Annotated in this window: 16 protein-coding genes; 10 read left to right on the top strand and 6 right to left on the bottom strand. The window is 68.8% G+C overall.

The window, feature by feature from the left end:
• Positions 1 to 66: 66 nt before the first annotated feature.
• Both IG98_RS46790 and IG98_RS0111265 read left to right on the top strand, forming a co-directional pair.
• Complete coding sequence (locus tag IG98_RS46790; RefSeq protein WP_051751972.1) at positions 67 to 1,311, top strand: DUF4437 domain-containing protein; 1,245 nt, start codon at positions 67 to 69, stop codon at positions 1,309 to 1,311.
• A gap of 99 nt (positions 1,312 to 1,410) precedes the next feature.
• Positions 1,411 to 2,145: a hypothetical protein gene (locus IG98_RS0111265; protein ID WP_245651491.1), complete on the top strand. Its 735-nt coding sequence runs from the start codon at positions 1,411 to 1,413 to the stop codon at positions 2,143 to 2,145.
• Positions 2,146 to 2,406: 261 nt separating this feature from the next.
• Here the strand turns inward: IG98_RS0111265 and IG98_RS0111260 are convergent, their stop codons facing one another.
• From IG98_RS0111260 to IG98_RS0111235, 6 genes are all read right to left on the bottom strand, one after another.
• Positions 2,407 to 3,144: an ABC transporter ATP-binding protein gene (locus IG98_RS0111260; RefSeq protein WP_211263932.1), complete on the bottom strand. Its 738-nt coding sequence runs from the start codon at positions 3,142 to 3,144 to the stop codon at positions 2,407 to 2,409.
• On the bottom strand, positions 3,141 to 5,030 hold the full coding sequence (locus IG98_RS0111255; protein ID WP_084195268.1) for a branched-chain amino acid ABC transporter ATP-binding protein/permease: 1,890 nt from the start codon (positions 5,028 to 5,030) through the stop codon (positions 3,141 to 3,143). The genes IG98_RS0111260 and IG98_RS0111255 overlap by 4 nt, the downstream gene beginning before the upstream one ends.
• Positions 5,030 to 5,899 (bottom strand): branched-chain amino acid ABC transporter permease, encoded by an 870-nt coding sequence (locus IG98_RS0111250; protein WP_030909601.1) that lies wholly within the window; start codon positions 5,897 to 5,899, stop codon positions 5,030 to 5,032. Before IG98_RS0111250 ends, IG98_RS0111255 begins: the two co-directional genes overlap by 1 nt.
• Positions 5,900 to 6,023: 124 nt before the next feature.
• On the bottom strand, positions 6,024 to 6,392 hold the full coding sequence (locus tag IG98_RS52455; RefSeq protein ID WP_030909598.1) for a hypothetical protein: 369 nt from the start codon (positions 6,390 to 6,392) through the stop codon (positions 6,024 to 6,026).
• A gap of 256 nt (positions 6,393 to 6,648) precedes the next feature.
• Entirely contained in the window at positions 6,649 to 6,855 is a 207-nt protein-coding gene (locus tag IG98_RS52450) for a hypothetical protein (RefSeq protein WP_030909594.1), read from the bottom strand.
• A 30-nt stretch (positions 6,856 to 6,885) separates the two neighbouring features.
• Positions 6,886 to 7,689 carry an IclR family transcriptional regulator gene (locus IG98_RS0111235; protein WP_245651490.1) on the bottom strand — a complete coding sequence of 268 codons (804 nt, stop codon included), beginning with the start codon at positions 7,687 to 7,689 and terminating at the stop codon, positions 6,886 to 6,888.
• 437 nt (positions 7,690 to 8,126) lie between these two features.
• On the opposite strand from IG98_RS0111235, the gene IG98_RS0111230 reads away from it, so the two are divergent.
• From IG98_RS0111230 to IG98_RS0111195, 8 genes are all read left to right on the top strand, one after another.
• Entirely contained in the window at positions 8,127 to 8,813 is a 687-nt protein-coding gene (locus IG98_RS0111230; RefSeq protein ID WP_084195267.1) for a CoA transferase, read from the top strand.
• Positions 8,813 to 9,616: a cyclase family protein gene (locus IG98_RS0111225; RefSeq protein WP_030909584.1), complete on the top strand. Its 804-nt coding sequence runs from the start codon at positions 8,813 to 8,815 to the stop codon at positions 9,614 to 9,616. The genes IG98_RS0111230 and IG98_RS0111225 overlap by 1 nt, the downstream gene beginning before the upstream one ends.
• Positions 9,613 to 11,028 carry an MmgE/PrpD family protein gene (locus IG98_RS0111220; RefSeq protein ID WP_030909579.1) on the top strand — a complete coding sequence of 472 codons (1,416 nt, stop codon included), beginning with the start codon at positions 9,613 to 9,615 and terminating at the stop codon, positions 11,026 to 11,028. Before IG98_RS0111225 ends, IG98_RS0111220 begins: the two co-directional genes overlap by 4 nt.
• Positions 11,029 to 11,316: 288 nt before the next feature.
• Positions 11,317 to 12,318: an MDR family NADP-dependent oxidoreductase gene (locus IG98_RS0111215; protein WP_030909577.1), complete on the top strand. Its 1,002-nt coding sequence runs from the start codon at positions 11,317 to 11,319 to the stop codon at positions 12,316 to 12,318.
• A 142-nt stretch (positions 12,319 to 12,460) separates the two neighbouring features.
• Positions 12,461 to 12,898, top strand: a complete 438-nt coding sequence (locus tag IG98_RS0111210) for a YybH family protein (protein WP_030909575.1) — start codon at positions 12,461 to 12,463, stop codon at positions 12,896 to 12,898.
• 69 nt (positions 12,899 to 12,967) lie between these two features.
• Positions 12,968 to 13,900 carry a VOC family protein gene (locus tag IG98_RS0111205; protein WP_030909573.1) on the top strand — a complete coding sequence of 311 codons (933 nt, stop codon included), beginning with the start codon at positions 12,968 to 12,970 and terminating at the stop codon, positions 13,898 to 13,900.
• Positions 13,897 to 14,604: an SDR family oxidoreductase gene (locus IG98_RS0111200; protein WP_169750102.1), complete on the top strand. Its 708-nt coding sequence runs from the start codon at positions 13,897 to 13,899 to the stop codon at positions 14,602 to 14,604. The genes IG98_RS0111205 and IG98_RS0111200 overlap by 4 nt, the downstream gene beginning before the upstream one ends.
• Before the next feature lie 361 nt (positions 14,605 to 14,965).
• On the top strand, positions 14,966 to 15,742 hold the full coding sequence (locus IG98_RS0111195) for a FadR/GntR family transcriptional regulator (protein WP_030909569.1): 777 nt from the start codon (positions 14,966 to 14,968) through the stop codon (positions 15,740 to 15,742).
• Positions 15,743 to 16,182 lie beyond the last annotated feature (440 nt).

The raw sequence follows: 16,182 nt of genomic DNA, 5'->3' as shown, positions 1-16,182 counted from the left end.
CTCACAACTACAGGAACGCCGTTCCGCGAGACGGAACGTTGCCAAGGCACGCGGAAGGACATTAGAGTGCGCCCCCATGTCGAGCTGATCCAGGAAGACGACTACGTATGGCACGGCGCCGAGCTCGTGAAGGGTGAGGGGCGGGCCAGCGAGCGACGGCTGTCGGTGGACGAGGAGGACGGTTCGTCCTCCCTCCGGATCGATTTCCATACGGACTGGGGCCGAGGGCCGGGCATCCACCACGCCAACACCGAGTACTACGTGCTCGACGGATCGATGACGTACGGCGGCCGCGAGATCGGCAAGGGTGCCTACGTCTACGCCCCCAAGGGCGTGCCCACCGACGCGATCACCTTCGCCGAGGGCAGCCGCATCCTGCACTACAGGGAGTACGGTGACGCCGGCTTCGACTCCGTCGACTCCCTCGCCCACCCCCGCTGGGAGAACGCCCGCGAGGATGTCATCGTCATCGACAGTGACGCCATGACCTTCGACGCGGTGCCCAACCCCGGCCCCATGCCCGGCCTGTTCATCAAGTACCTGCACGTCGACCCGGTGACCGGCTTCTACACCCGGCTGGTGCACGCGCAGGAGGGCTGGGCCGACCACCGTCTGGCCCACCACCCCTGCTACGAGGAGGCCTACACCACCCAGGGCCACATGGAGTACAACTTCGGCACCCTGGACCTGGGCACCTACTTCTTCCGCCCGGCCCGCGTCAAGCACGGCCACTTCACCACGATGGAGGGCGGCGCCACCTGGCTGCTGCGCTCCGACGGCGAGCTGGTCAACTGGTACACCCAGCGGGAATGGCTCCGCTGGGGTGGCGAAGCGGTCAATTACGGGCCGGGCGGCAGCCGGATGCGCTGGTCGCAGTCCTCGCACGACCTCGGCTCCGGCCCCACCTGGCGCAGCGAGAAGGACCTCGCCGACCTCGCCGCCTCGACCCGGTTCCAGCAGGACCAGGGCATCGACGACGCGGACTACGTGCAGCACGGCCAGGGCGTCGACCCGAGCCTGGTGGCCATCGCCAAGGCCATCGACATCGCCCAGCTGCAGGGCGGTCACAGCGACCACGGCCACAGTCACGACCACGACCACGGTCACGACCACAGCCACGACGTGCCCTCGGCCGACTGGGGCGCCGACCCCGCCACCCTCGAACACGCGGACGAGCGCACCGACGGCAACGCCCACAACTGGGGTCAGGGACGCATGTGGAAGGCCGGCGACCCCGTTCCGGCTCCCATCATCTCCAGCATCCCGGTCCGCAGCCGTTCCCGTGGCCGCTGGGACGGCGACGGCATGTAGCCATCCCCTCTCCGTGACATCCAGCAGTTCCCGCACACCAAGACCGTGGCCGGGCCCCCTGGGGCCCGGCCACGGCCATATATCCCGAAAGTGTTATTCATGCACCTCACAATGGCCGCGGAGCCGATACACGGGCTCAACGCGTACAGCCTGTCGATCTTGCTCCACATCGTGCTCTTCGTCTACTGGCTCGGCGGCGACCTCGGTGTGTACTACTCCAGTCGCTTCATACTCCGCCCCGACCTGCCGACACCGGCGCGCTCGGTGGCAGCGAAGATCATGCATGGGGTCGACGTGGCCCCGCGCATCTGCCTGGTGCTGTTCCTGCCGAGCGGCGTGACGTTGATGGCGCTGGGCCCGTTCGGCGAGTCCTATTTCGCCGGCTGGTTCGTCGCCCTCGTCTGGGCCGCCGCACTGTGCTGGCTGGTGATGGTCGTCTACGACTACACCCGCGGCGCGACCCCGCTCGGGCGGGTGGTGCAGCGGCTCGACCTGCTGGTCAGGTACGGCATGGTCACGGCCATGCTCGCCATCGGTGGATACATGATCGTCGTGACCGAGCCCTTCGGCGTCCAGACCAACCCGAAATGGCTGGGTGGCAAGCTGTTCGCCTATGGCTTGTGCATCCTCGGAGGGGTGCTCATCCGCTGGCGGCTGCGCTCGTTCGGCCCGGCGTTCGGCAAGCTGGTGACCTCCGGCTCCACGCCGGAGGTCGAGGCGCAGATCCGTCACTCGATCCGGAGCTGCCTGCCGTTCGTCTACGGGATCTGGATCATGGTGCTGGTGGCGGCGTTCCTGGGCGTGGTCAAGCCCGGCACCACCGCTTTCGGCTGATCCCCGCACACCCACGGAACGCCGGAACCCCCCTCAGGCGAGGGGGGTTCCGGCGTTCCGCCGCGAAGAGGGCCGGCGCCGGACGGCACGGATGGCGTCAGGGCCGCCGGTCGAGCGGTAGCCGGAAGACACGGACCGTGTCAGGCCGTGCGATGCTTCCTGGCCGGACGCGCGGCCGACGAAGGGTTCCTGTCGTCGACCGTCCTGAAAGCCCACACCGCCGGGGCCCGAACGGGTCCCGGCGGTGTGGGTGAGACGTGGTCAGCCGGCTTCCTGACGGAGCTGACCGAGATAGGCGGCCTGGACCCGAGGGTCGTCGCGCAGCTCGGCTGCGCCGCCCTCCACCACCACCCGCCCGCGCTCCAGCACGTAGCCCCGGTCGGCGAGCCGCAGGGCGGTACTGGCCTGCTGCTCCACGAGCAGAATGGTCAGGCCACGTTCGTCGTGCAGCCGCTTGAGGTAACCGAACAACTCGGCGACCTTGAGCGGAGCCAGGCCGAGCGACGGCTCGTCGAGCATGAGAAGCCGGGGAGCCGCCATGAGCGTGCGGGCGATCGCCAGCATCTGGGCCTCCCCGCCGGACAACGTGCCGGCGAGCTGCGAACTCCGCTCGGCCAGCCGGGGGAAGATCTCCAGCATCTCGTCGCGCCTGCGCTCCGTCTCCGCCCGGCGCCGTCGCGTCGGAAAGCCACCCAGGGCGAGATTCTCCAGGACCGTGTGGTCTGGGAAGATCTGCCGGCCCTCGGGCACGTGTCCGAGCCCCAGGCCTGGACGGCGCCAGGCGGGCACCTTCGTCAGATCCTCACCCGCGAACCGGATCTGCCCGGACACCGGCTTGAGCAGCCCGGACACCGTCTTCATCGTGGTCGTCTTGCCGGCCCCGTTGGGGCCGAGCAACACCACGAACTCTCCTTCGTCAACATGCAGGTCGAGCCCGTCGAGGGCGCGCACGCCTCCGTACGCCGCGGCCAGACCCGACACTTCCAGCAATCCGCTCACGATGTCTCCTCTACCAGGTCTGGACGGCCGAGGTACGCCTCAAGCACCGCCGCCGAGGCACGCACCCGCTCCGGGCTGCCGCGTTCGATCACCTTCCCGCTCTCCAGGACCGTGATCTCGTCGCAGAGCCCCATCACGAAGTCGACATTGTGCTCGATGAGCACGACCGCGAGCCCTCGCTCGCGCAGCACCCGGCACAGCCGTGCCAGCGCGTCGAGTTCACTCGACGTCAGCCCGGTGGCGGGCTCGTCCAGGATGAGCACCTTCGGCCGGCTGGCCACCGCGCGGACCACTTCCAACAGCCTCTTCTGGCCGTGTGAGAGTGACGAGGCGAGCCAGTCGGCGCGCGACGCGAGCCCCGCGAAACCCAGCAGTTGCCGGGCCTCCTCCCGCTCCTGAAGGTCCTGACGACGGTAGGAGGGCGAGCGCAACAGGGCGCCGGACCAGGAATAGGTCTCCCTCATCCGCATGCCCGTGAGCACGTTGTCGAGCACGCTGACCCGTTCGAAGAGGTGCGGGACCTGAAAGACCCGCGTCACCCCCGCGTGCGCCACGCGGTGGGGGGCGGCCGGGGCCTCCTCACCGAACACCAGCACCTGTCCCTTGTCGATCTGGTGGTAGCGGGTCAGGCAGGAGACCAGGGTGGACTTCCCCGACCCGTTGGGCCCGATGATCCCGTGAACCGTACCCGGCATGACCCGCACATCGACGCCGTCGAGGGCGTGTACGCCTCCGAAGTGTTTGACGATGCCGACGCCCTCGAGCGCGGCCACCCCCGCGGGGACGTCGCGGACCTCGGGGACCACGTCGGGGACCTGGTCGGGCAGTGCCTCGTCGTCCGGGTCGGACAGCTTGTCGCGGCCCACCCGAGATGCCTTCCAGGTGCCCACGACACCCCTCGGGATCACCATCATGGCGAGCAGCAGCAGGCAGCCGAGGACCAGCGTCGTATAGCGCGCCTGATCTTTGATCAGCTCCACGAGGATGGCGATGAGGGCGACGCCGATCACCGGCCCGATCAGGGTGGAGATACCGCCGAGGAACAGGCCGACGAAAAAGATGATCCCGTTGTCGAGCAGGCCGACGTCGGGGTTGATGAACCCGAGCTGCAGCGCGTAGAGGGCACCGGACAGCCCCGCCACCCCACCGGAGATCCCGAAGAGTAGGAGCTTGGCGCGGGCGGGCGAGATACCCATCGCCGAGGCGGTGTCGGAGGACTCGCGCACGGCCATCGAGGCCCTGCCGACGCCGCTGCGCACCAGGTTGCGCTGCAGGACGTACACCAGGACGAGGAAGGCGAGCACCACGTAGTAGAAGAACTGCTTCGGCATGACATCGTCACCCAGCTTGGGGGCGATACCGCTGACCCCGACGATGCCGCCGGTGACGGACTCCCACTCACGTCCGACCTCGATGACGATCAGGTTGGCCGCCAACGTGATCATGCCGAAGTAGAGATAGGTCGCCCGCAGGCTGACCAGCAGGACCAGGACCGCGACGAGCGTCCCGACGGCCACCGACGCGACGATGCCGAGCAGCCATGAACCGCTCACCTTGACCACGAGGTACCCGGCGGCGTAGCCCCCTGCCAGCTGCATCCCGGAGTGCATCATCGACAGCATCCCGCCGTACCCCATCGACAGGTTCAGGGAGATCGTCAGGATCGCGCTGATCGCGGCCGAGGCGACGAGGCCGTTGTAGTACGAAGCGTTGTAGCTGTAGTAGTCAGTGATGACCGGCCACATGAGCAGTACCGCGATGGCGAGGACCGAGAGCGCGCCCAGGACCAGGGTCCGCACGCGGTGGTAGGCCGCCGAATCGAATAGGGAGCCGCTCTTCGCCGCCACGTCACCAGCCCTGGCGGGGGTAGGGTCCACCGTTGCCATCAGTGCGCCTCCATCGGCTTACCGAACAATCCAGACGGGAATACGACGAGGATCACCGCGAGAGCCGCGAACACGGCGAAGTTACCGACGGTGCCGCCGACAAGGCTCCGAACCACGGTGTCGAGAATTCCGACGATCATCCCGCCGGCAAGTGCTCCTCTGGGTGACCCGACTCCGCCGATCACCGCGGCGGTGAAGCCCTTGATGGTGAAGAGCAGACCGGTCGCCGGTGCCACGAAGAGCACCGGCGCCGCGAGCATGCCCGCGATCGCGGTGATGACGGTGCCGATCACGAACGAGAGCACGACGATGCGCTGCACCGGGATCCCCATGAGGACCGATGTCTCGGTGCTGTGCGCGGTCGCCCGGATCGCGCGGCCGTAGACCGACCGCCGCAGAAACAGGTCGTAGAAGGCCATCACGGCGAGGGCCACGACGATCGTCAACGCCTCCTGCCAGCCCACAGTGATGCCGGCGACCTGGAAGTCACCCGCTATCACCGGCTCCGGCCGCAGGGCGTCCACGTCGAAGTAGCCGAGGTTGAACAACGCTTGAAAGATCAACGCCGCCGCCAGCGTCGCGATGATCCACGCGTAGCGCGAACCCGACATCCGGACTGGTAACATGATCATGCGTTCCATGAGCAGGCCCATGACAGCGGCCAGCACGATGGTCACGCCGAGGGCGACGGCCCAGCCAAGCTTTTCCAGCGCGACGACCTGGTACGCGATGGCCGCACCGAGGATCACCGCCTCGCCTTGCGCGAAGTTCATGATCCGGGTCGGCTGGAAGACGATGGCCAGGGCGAGGGCGACAAGGGCGTAGACGGAACCCGCGAACAGGCCGTCGATGATCGCCTCAGGGCTCATCTACACTGCTCCTCTAGGTGTTCAGAGGTCGATTAACACCGTTCCGGTATACGGAACAGGGTTTTGGAAACATAGGCTCAGAGTCGTTCGACTGTCAATAGGTCTGACTTTTGAGCTCGTGCGGTCACGCGCGGCGCGCGTACTGCCCGCTGGGCTCGCCCACGACCGCACCGTCACGGAAGCGCACCTGGCCTCCGACGACCGTGGTGACCGGCCGGCCGGTCAGATCGACGCCCTCGAACGGGGAGCGGTCCTGGCCCGACGGGCACAGCTCGGGGTCGAGTCCGACGGCGAGACCGCCCTTGAGGTTATAGGCCTTGGCGGAGTTGGCCGAGACCGGCCCGGCGACACGGGCGAGGAAGGGCCCGCGCTTGAGATGCCCTGCTGAGAACAGGACAGGATGGAGCAGAGCGGTGCCTCCGAAGCCCGGACGCGCAGGCCGGAGCTGCTCACCCTTCTCCGCCTCCGTGCAGCAGGCGTGGTCGGAGGCCACCTGGTCGATCGTGCCGTCGGCGGCGCGCTGCCACGGGGCCTCGTTGCCGGCCTTCGTGCGGATCGGGGGGTTGACCTTCCCCGTAGCCGGTCCAGGACCGGCCGGTGACCGCGGCGAGGACCTCGGGGAAGATCTCCTTGCCGGAGCCCGTACGGTCGAGATACCGGGAACCGGTACGGAGGTACGACAGTACGGTCGTGGCTCCGCCGACGAGAGACGATCCGGTCTCCTCGAAGGCATCGGTGCCCGGATCACGTTAGATGCCCAGGTGGAAGTGGGCGTCGACGGCTCCGGGGAGGACCGTTTTCCCCCGAGCGTCGATCACCTCATCGGCTGCCACGACGGCGACGTCGTGGGCGAAGGCCGCCACCTTCCCCGCGGAGACCGCCGGATCGGCGCGGATCTCTCCGCGGCAGGGAAGAACAGCGGTGCCACCCTTGACGAGCAGGTCGTATCGGGACATGCGCGCGACGGCCGGCCCGTGGGACGGCCGTCACCTCCTTTCTGGCGGGGTCCACCCCATCTGGATGGACAGTCGTGCTGTTGATTCCAGAAGCGCCTCGACGCACGCGTCGACCTCGGTGCGAAACCGCTCCAGCGGCCCGCAGACGCTGATGACGGCCACCGGCCGCCCATGGTGGTCGAGAACGGGCGCGGCGACCGACGCCGCGCCCGACATCCGCTCGGCGAACGACTGGGACCAGCCGCACTCACGGATGTGCGCGAGTTCCTTGCGCAGCTTCGCGACATTGGACACGGTCCTGCTGGTCGGCGACTCCAACGGTCCGCTCGACAGGTAACTCTCGATCTCCTCCTCGGTCAGGAAGGCGAGGAACGCCTTGGACGAGCCACCCGCGTGCAGCGGGTACGGCGCGCCAAGAGTGACGCTCATGATGACCTCGCGGGGCGGGGTGACCTGGTCCACGTAGATCCGGGTCCAGCCCGTGCGGGTCGACAGCGTCGCCGTCTCGTTGGTCCGCTGGGACAGCGTCATCAACTCGGGCGCGGCGATGCGTCTGATATCGAGGCGGTCCAGGTAGGCGAGGCCCAGTCGCATGGCACCGACTCCAAGGGAGTAGCGTCTGGTCGCCGGGTCCAGTTGGATGAGACCGCGAACCCGCAGCGAGGCCAGGATCCGGTGCACCGCGGCCTTCGACATTCTGAGCGCATCGGCGATCTCGGTGACGCCGAGCGTCACCGACGGCGTCTCGGTGAAGTGCATCAGCACTTCGGCGGCTCGCTCTACTGTGGCGATGGCCTGTCCGGTGCTCTCCCGGATGGGTTTGTCGGTGGTCACGGCATTTCGGTCCTTCGTCGACATGTGTTCCTCCAGGAAGAGCGGTTAGGTGATCACCTATCCTGGCGTTGAAAACCGATCTTCACTGGCAGATCGGGGACTATTCGCGTGTAAGTGAAGCCCGACCACCAGCCGTCATCCGCCTTGGAGCGCAAGCGCCCTGCGATGACCGCACCGGTCCGCTTCGTCATCGAAGTCGGCGCGGTTCTCGATCACGTGCACCTCGCCGACAACGCTGTGCCGGCAGCGCACTTCCCGCACCATGGACCAGGCCCCGGCAGAGCCGGACCTCCCGCCCCTCCAACCGGTTCCGGAAGCCCCGCGTGTCGCCACCGACTCTCATCCGGTGGACGTGGGAGATCATCACAGGCCGCCCTCCCCACTTCGGAATTCGATATCTTCACTGGACTTGTTCCGCAGACAGTAACGCTGTTTCAATGGATTGTGAAGCCCCCGGCGAGCGCGACGCCTGCCCGGGGTCGCGCTTCGGGCCGTACATGGACACAGCACACTTCGAGGAGGCCGATTTCGTGGAGGCAGAGCAGATCGTTCCGGGGGAGCGATCGGCAAGGGTCGAACGTCCACCGGCGCAGGCGGCCGAACAGGTGCCTGACCCCACAGGGCCGCTGAGCGGCGTTGTGCTCGTCGACACGGCCACCCTGTTCGCCGGACCACTGGCGGCGACCATCCTCGGTGACCACGGCGCCGACGTCATCAAGGTGGAGCACCCCGAGGTGATCGACGAGCCGTGGTTCCGCTCCGGTGCCGGCCGCGCCGAACACGCCGACCTGCTCGACGGCCACGTCGGTGGATCGAACTCCCGGCACGACCTCGACACGGTGGTCAGGGAGTTCGAACGGGCCCAGGCCGCCGTGACACCCGTCTACGACATCCGAGACCTGTTCGAGGATCCGCAGTACCAGGCGCTCGACACGATCACCACGGTGGACGACGAGGACCTCGGGCCGCTGCGCATGCAGAACGTGCTCTTCAGGCTCTCGGACACACCGCGCTCGATCCGGTGGACAGGCCGCTCACGCGGCGCCGACAACGCAGACGTCCGGGGTGGCCTCGAAGTGAGTGCCGAAGAACTCGACGCCCTGCTAGAGAAGAAGGTGGTGTGATGTCGTTGTGGCGGCATCTCGACGGCTCCAAGATCGTCGATCTCGCTCATCCCATGCGCACGGGAATGCCCCAGTCGCCGAACCATCCGCGTTTCAGGATGGTCATCGAGCGAAGGCACGGTGACATGGTCCGTGAGGACGGCGGGTCGGCCGCGAACGAGGTCATTTTCACCGGCGGACACGTGGGCACCCATGTCGACGCCCTCGGACACGTCTCACAGGACGGGTACGTCCACGGCGAGGTCGAGGCGGCGGGCATCCAGTCACACCAGGGCCTGTCCCGACTCGGGATCGAAACCTTCACCCCGTACGTCGGACGTGGCGTGCTGCTCGACGTGACCGCCGTGCACGGGGTCGACGTTCTGCCGCCCGGGTACGAGGTGACCCCCGAGGATCTGGAAGCGGCGACACAGAAGGCGGGCGTGCGGCCGCGCGCCGGTGACGCCGTGCTGATCGGTACCGGCTGGTCACGCGAGTGGGACCGGCCGGCCCGTTTCATGGGCGAGGAGGGCGGTGTGCCCGGCCCGGGGCCGGACGCCGCTCGCTGGCTGGTCGAGCAGGGGGTCGCGGTGGCCGGAGGCGAGACGATCGCCTTCGAGCACATCGCGGCGGGCCGCGGTCACTCCACGCTCCCCGTACACCGGATCCTGCTCGTGGAGGCGGGCGTGCACATCGTCGAGACGATGCGCCTGACCGAGCTGCTCAGCCTGGGCACACCCGAGTTCCTGCTGATCCTCAACCCGCTCTCCATCGTGGGCGCCACGGGTGCGCCCGTGCGGCCGCTCGCGGTGCTCGCCGCATGACCATCGTCTCGGCTCTGGCCGAATTCGCCGCCGCCGCCCGTGCGGGCCTGCCTCCGGCGGTCGTCGCGGACGTGACGGGACGGGTGATCGACACCTTCGGCAACTGCCTCGCCGCCCAGGAACTCACCGATCCGTCCGAGCCGCATGAGGCGACCCTGCGGATGGCGAGCCGGTGGGGCGGTACCGGAGAGTCCTCCGTCCTCGGCCACCGGCTGTCGCTGCCCGCGCCCTCGGCGGCGCTGGTCAACGGCACTCTCGCGCACGCGCTCGACTTCGACGACACCCATCTGCCCTCGGTGCTGCACCCGTCCGCCTCCGTCGTGCCCGCGACGCTGGCCGTCGCGGAGTCCGTCGGGGCCTCGGGCGTCGAGCTGTGCCAGGCGGTGGCGGTCGGCGACGAGATCACCAACCGGCTGGGCATGGCCTCCTACCTCCCCGAGCTGCGCAACTCCCTCTTCTTCGAGAAGGGCTGGCACGCCACGTCGATCTGCGGGACCGTCGGCGCCGCCGCCGGGTCGGCCCTGCTGATGGGCCTCTCCGCCGACGGCATCGCCCATGCCATGGGCATCGCCGCCAGCATGGGAGCGGGCGTCATCGAGGCCAACCGCACCGGCGGCACCGTGAAGCGGGTGCACTGCGGCTGGGCCGCCCACGCGGGCGTCGTCGCCGCCACCATGGCCGCCGAGGGGGTGACCGGGCCGCCGACGGTCTTCGAGGGGCGCTTCGGCTTCTTCCAGGCGTTCCTCGACGGACGCTACGACGAGGCCGCGATCACCGACGGGCTGGGCGAGCGCTGGGAACTGCTGCGTACGGTGTACAAGCCCTATCCCTCGAACCACTTCACCCATCCGGGCATCGACGCCGCCCTCGCCCTGCGCGCCGAAGGCCTGCGACCCGAGGACGTGGCGGAGATCGAGCTCGGCGTGGCGGCCGCCCCGCTGCGGACGATCGGGGAACCGCACGGGGAAAAGGTGCGGCCACGGACGCCGTACCACGCCAAGTTCTCCGGCCCGTACACCGTGGCAAGCGCCCTGATCGGAGGGGGCGGCCTCGGGCTGCACCTCGACGACTTCGCCGAGTCCGCCTTCCGTGACGAGCGGCGGCTGTCACTGGCCGCCAAGGTGCGCGTGGTGGCCGACGCGGAGTGCACCGAGGAGTTCCCCCGGGCCTTCTCCGCCGTGCTGCGGGTCCGCACCAAGGATGGCCGCCGCCTGGAGCATCGGGTTCACTCCTCGCGTGGCGGGCCCGAACATCCGCTGACGATGGACGAGCTGCAGACGAAGTACACCCTCAACGCCTCTCGCGTGCTGCCGGCCGAGGCCGCCGAGGCGCTCGCCCTGGAGGTCCGCGGTCTCGCGACGCGCCGCAGCGTCGCGGGCCTGCTCGACGCGGCACTGATCGCGCACGTGTAGGCACGAACACGGCAGGCGCCGCAGCCGGTGGTGGCGGCTGCTCCATGTCGTCTCCCCCGCCCGCAGACGAACCCCCTGGCCACCGGTCAGGGGGTTCACCGGAGTTCGGGGCCGGGCAGTCGGCGACGGCGTGAGGCTCGCTCGTCGGCGGCGCCTGGCGTGAGACGGGGCACGTACCCGCACGTGGACGCCGGAGAACGGCACCCGCACGAAGAGGACCCTGACCACTTGACTTCCCCGTTTCCGCCCCGGGCCAGGCCTCGGGGTCTCCACGCTCAAGGAGTTTTGATGAACCTCCCAACCACCCAGCGCAGATTCGTCCTCGCCCGGCGTCCCGAGGGCGTACCCGTCGAGGCCGACTTCCGCATGGAGACCGTCGCCCTCGCGCCGCCCGGGCCCGGCGAGGTGACGGTGCGCACCGTCCACCTCTCCCTCGACCCCTACGTCCGGGGCACCCTGACCGGCCGCGACCTCGGCCACCCCCCGGTACATCCCGGCGAGCTCATCCCCGGAAGGTCGGTGGGCCAGGTGGCCGGCACGGGGGAATGGGTCGTGACCGAGACCGGCTGGCAGGAGTACGCCACCGTCCCCGCCGCGTCCGTTCGCCCGGTGGCCGTGCCGCCCGGCGTGCCGCGTACCGCGAGACTCGGCGTGCTCGGCACACCGGGTCTCACCGCCTACGCCTGCGTGAGCAGGCTGCTCTGCCCCGGCGTGGGAGACACCGTCGTGGTGTCCTCCGCGACGGGCGCCGTCGGCGGCGCCGCCGGGCAACTCGCCAGGCTCGCGGGAGCCCGCACGGTGGCGATCGTCGGCGGACCGGAGAAATGCGAGATCGCGGTCGAGCACTTCGGCTACACCGCCGCCGTCGACCGCCACGATCCCGGCTGGGCCGACGCCCTCGCGGCCGCCTGCCCGGACGGCGTCGACGGCTACCTTCACATGGCCGGCGGCACGGTACTCGAAGGCGTTCTGAACCGGCTCACCGTCGGCGGCCGGGTGGTGCTGGCCGGGCTGCCCGAGCACGCCAACGAGGTGGGGCAGACCGTCCTGCCGGCGGGCGCGCTGATGCGGACGCGGGCCGTCGTGCACGGATTCGTCGTCTACGACCACGAGGACCTGCGCCCGCGGTTCGACCGCAGGGTGGGCGGGCTCGTCGCCGACGGGCGACTGCGCTTGCTGGAGGAGGTACACGAGGGCCTGGAATCCGCACCCGGGGCCTTCGTCCGGCTGATGGGCGGCCACAACGTCGGCAAGTCCATCGTGCGCGTCGCACCCGAGGCCGCCCCGTGACGACACCGGCGATCCCCTCGTCACATCGTTCCAGCCGCCGCCGGAACTTGACCCCTTATACCTCAGACAATTATCCTCTCGGTTATTTAGAAACACTGTTTCAAATAACGGAACATACGAGCTCGGCTGGGAAGGCACACTCATGACGACACCGCTCGGCACCGCCGAGGCGATGCTCACCGCCGTCATCGACCGGCGACTGGAAGGGGTGCTGGAGACGTTCTCCCCCGAAGACGACGCCTACGTCTTCGTCGAGGGACCGCGCTGGACCACCCACGGCGGTGACCGGATCAAGGCGGGCTGGGAGGCGTACTTCCAGGCACCGATCAGCATCACCGCGTTCCGCTGGGTCGAGGGCCCGTTCACCTGGGAGAGCGACACCCTGGCCCAGGTCGTCGGCGTCATCGACTACGACATCGTGGGCGACGGCAAGGCCGGCCGGCTGCGAATGCGGATGACCTGGCTGGTACGCCGCGAGGAAGGACGGTGGCGCATCGTCCACGAGCACGGTTCCCAGCCGCTGGAGGACCCGTACGGCGCCGGTGACTGGTGGCCCGAGGGCGCGGCCCCGCTGCCGTGATCGGCGACACGTCCCCCACAGGCCGGTCCAGGGCCAAAGAGTGAAAGTCCGTACGGAGGAGAACATCCCGTGATCAGCGAACTGTCCGTGACCACCGTGGCCGTCTCGGGTCTGGAACGGTCGTGCGCCTTCTACGCGGACACGTTCGGGTACGTTCGCCTGGCCGAAGGCGCGATCGGCGGACGGGAGACGGAACTCCTCTGGCAGATGCCGGGCGGCCTCACCGGTCACGCGGTCGTGATGGGACCCGCGGGATCCTCCACCGGGCTGCTGCGCCTGGTGTGCTTCGACACCCCGGGCGAGCCGTACTGGGGCGACTACTCCCGGGCCCAGGACTACGGGCACTACGCGCTCAACATCCGGGTCGACGACATCCGGCCGGCCCTTGACCGGCTGCGCGCGGCGGGCGGCCGCACCAAGTCCGAGCCCACGCACTGGACGGTGATGCCGGACCTGTCCGCCTGGGACTCGCTCTCCTACGACCCCGACGGCGTCGTCCTGGACGTGTTCCAGCTCGAACCGGGTGAGGGCTCCGCCCTCGCGGGCTACGACGGGCGGCCGAGCGAGTTGCAGACCGTCGCGATCCACGTCAGCGACGCCCGCGCGTCCGCGGATTTCTACGGCGCACTCGGCTATGTGGCGCTGTACGACAAGCTGATCGAGAATATGGAGTCCTTCTTCCGCCTCCCGCCGGGAACCGGGCTGCACAACATCAACATGTACGTACCCGGAGACACCCTCAACGGCCGGGTGGAGATCGCGCAGTATGTCGGATTCCCTGGGGAGCAGCAGCGCGATCGGGCCGTCCCGCCCAACATCGGAATTCTCTCCGTCTCGCTGGGGACCGATGACCTGGCGGCCACCGCGGCGCTGGTCACCGGGATCGGAGGCGAGCCGGTGTGCGATCCGGTCGAGGTGGACCTGCCCCCGTACGGGCCCGCGCTCGTCCAGACCTTCTTCGGCCTGGACGGCGAAGTCCTGGAGTTCTACCAGTGCCGGTGAGCGGCGTCGCCCTGGTGACCGGTGCCGGCAGCGGGCTCGGGCGGGCCGTCGCCGAGTCACTGGCGGCGGCCGGGTACGCGGTCGTGTGCGCCGGCCGGCGCGCGGACCGGGTGTCGGAGGTGGCCGACGCGATTCGCGGCACCGGGGGCGCCGCGACCGGTGTGCCCCTCGACGTCAGAGTGACACGGCAGGTCGACGCCGTCGTCGCGGGCATCGCCGAGGAACACGGCCGGCTTGACGTGCTGGTCAACAACGCCGGCGTGTTCAGGAAGAGCGAGATCCTGGACATGTCCGACGAGGCCTGGCAGGAGACCCTGGACGCGAACCTCACCGGCGCGTTCGTCTGCGCCCGCGCGGCGGCCCGCCAGATGGCCGGGCAGGAGCCCGTCGCGGGTAAGCGAGGTCACATCGTCAACGTGAACTCCGGGGCGGGACTGCGCGGCTATCCCACCGGGGCCGCGTACTCCGCGTCGAAGTTCGGGATGCTCGGCCTGTCCGACACGCTGCGCCAGGAGATGTCCGACCGCCTGGTGAAGGTGACGGATCTGGTGGTCGCGGCCATGGTGGAGAGCGAACTGTCGAACCGGCTCATCGCCGACCGGCTGCCCGCCACCGTGGTCGGCCATCTCGTACAGAACCTCGTCGCCCTCGAAGGCCCCGCCGTGATCACCCGCCTCGACCTCGGACAGCTTCCTTCCACCTGAGACGCCGGCCGGTGCTTCTCAACCGGCATTCGGCACATAGGTCTGATAAATACATCACGCTGGTTTACGGGGTCGTTCCAGCCGCTTGGCCACCTGTTCTCACCTACGAATCCACGTTCGATCGGACCCCGGCGTCTTCTGAGCGAATCCAACCTGATACACAGCCGTTCGGATCGGGCTACCGGTACAGTCGACGTCTGACATATTCTGGTCAGAGGCGTGATCACGGAGTTGGGATCCCGCCTCCCGGCCGACCGCGGCCCGGACCGACCATCCCGACGGTGTGACCGGGCTCATTCGTCGACGACCTCCTCCACAAGATGGTACGAACCGGTAGACGACCAGTTAAGAAGGCGAGACCATGGGGCAGGCCAGCACGTCGTCTGCGGCGAGGCGGAGCAGCGCCACGCGCACGGGTTCTTCGACGGCATCGACCCCGCTGGCGGTCAGCCGACTGCGCCCGGCCTACCAGCAGGTCGCCGACCAGTTGCGCGAGCTGATCCTCAACGGCTCCCTCACTTCAGGGGACCGACTGCCTCCCGAAGCCGATCTCGGCGGTAACTTCGGGGTGAGCCGGAGCACCGTCCGTGAGGCGCTGCGCGTTCTCGCCTCGCAAGGTCTTGTCAAGACGGTTCGAGGAACCACCGGCGGGACCTTCGTGGCCGACGTCGAGCCGGACCAGGTCAGTGACTACCTGGAGACCAGCATCGGCCTGATGTCGGGCTCGGACGCCCTGACCCTCGGGGACATACTGGAGGCGCGCGAGATGCTCGAGGTTCGCGCCGCCGGGCTCGCGGCGAAACGCCGCGAGCCACGACACGTCGAGGCGTTGCGAGCCGCCATCGAGCGCGAGAAGCACAGTCGTGGCCGGAGCGTGAAATTCCGTGAGCACCGGCACTTCCATGGAATCATCATCGAGGCGACCGGCAACGGCCTGCTGACCGTGATGACCGAGCCGGTCTTCCGGGTCCTGCAGTCACAGTTCCTGAGCCCGGGGGTTCCGCCCGAGTTCTGGGTGCAGGTCGACCATGAGCACGAAACGATCGTGGATCGTATCGACGCCGGCGACAGTGAAGGCGCCAGTGAGGCCATGCAGGCCCACCTGAGCCGCATCCGTGACGCCTACCACAATGTCTGAGGCCCCCGCGAACGGCTCAGCGGGGAACGCACCGCCGGTCAACCGCGTCCGTCCCGCGTACCAGCGGGTCGCCGACCGGCCGCGGGACATCATCGCCGGCGAATGCCCGCCCACCTAGGGACATCTCTCGAAGCTGTTCGGCGTGAGCCGCGCGACGGCCCGGCGACACTCCACATCCTTCTCACGCGAGACCTCGTGACAACGAACCGAGGGGGCGCGGGAGACACCCTCGTCAGCCACGTCCCCCGCTTCCGGGGGCCGGCGACGAAAGCCTGCATAAAATATCTGACGTATACGCCACGAACATCCCGCTACAGCCGTCGGCCACCGGGACGGGTTCGGGCGGAGGTGCGATCCGGAAGCACCCCCAAAGCACGGTAGACCCCTTCTCGCAGCAGCTGGGGGCCGTGCTCGGTGCTTCACCGCAGCAGGAACAGGGG

Origin of the sequence: Streptosporangium amethystogenes (genome assembly GCF_000721075.1) — a bacterium.
GTDB lineage: Bacteria > Actinomycetota > Actinomycetes > Streptosporangiales > Streptosporangiaceae > Streptosporangium > Streptosporangium amethystogenes.
The sequence above is the reverse complement of the archived record's forward strand: the minus strand, read 5'-3'. Positions and strand labels throughout refer to the sequence as shown.

What these genes read in the sequence shown, in the direction of transcription:
- IG98_RS0111265 (WP_245651491.1), top strand. Translation starts at nt 1,411, where the DNA reads ATGCACCTCACAATGGCCGCGGAGCCGATACACGGGCTCAACGCGTAC.
- IG98_RS0111255 (WP_084195268.1), bottom strand. Translation starts at nt 5,030, where the DNA reads ATGGCAACGGTGGACCCTACCCCCGCCAGGGCTGGTGACGTGGCGGCG.
- IG98_RS0111250 (WP_030909601.1), bottom strand. Translation starts at nt 5,899, where the DNA reads ATGAGCCCTGAGGCGATCATCGACGGCCTGTTCGCGGGTTCCGTCTAC.
- IG98_RS52450 (WP_030909594.1), bottom strand. Translation starts at nt 6,855, where the DNA reads ATGTCCCGATACGACCTGCTCGTCAAGGGTGGCACCGCTGTTCTTCCC.
- IG98_RS0111230 (WP_084195267.1), top strand. Translation starts at nt 8,127, where the DNA reads ATGGATTGTGAAGCCCCCGGCGAGCGCGACGCCTGCCCGGGGTCGCGC.
- IG98_RS0111225 (WP_030909584.1), top strand. Translation starts at nt 8,813, where the DNA reads ATGTCGTTGTGGCGGCATCTCGACGGCTCCAAGATCGTCGATCTCGCT.
- IG98_RS0111220 (WP_030909579.1), top strand. Translation starts at nt 9,613, where the DNA reads ATGACCATCGTCTCGGCTCTGGCCGAATTCGCCGCCGCCGCCCGTGCG.
- IG98_RS0111215 (WP_030909577.1), top strand. Translation starts at nt 11,317, where the DNA reads ATGAACCTCCCAACCACCCAGCGCAGATTCGTCCTCGCCCGGCGTCCC.
- IG98_RS0111210 (WP_030909575.1), top strand. Translation starts at nt 12,461, where the DNA reads ATGACGACACCGCTCGGCACCGCCGAGGCGATGCTCACCGCCGTCATC.
- IG98_RS0111195 (WP_030909569.1), top strand. Translation starts at nt 14,966, where the DNA reads ATGGGGCAGGCCAGCACGTCGTCTGCGGCGAGGCGGAGCAGCGCCACG.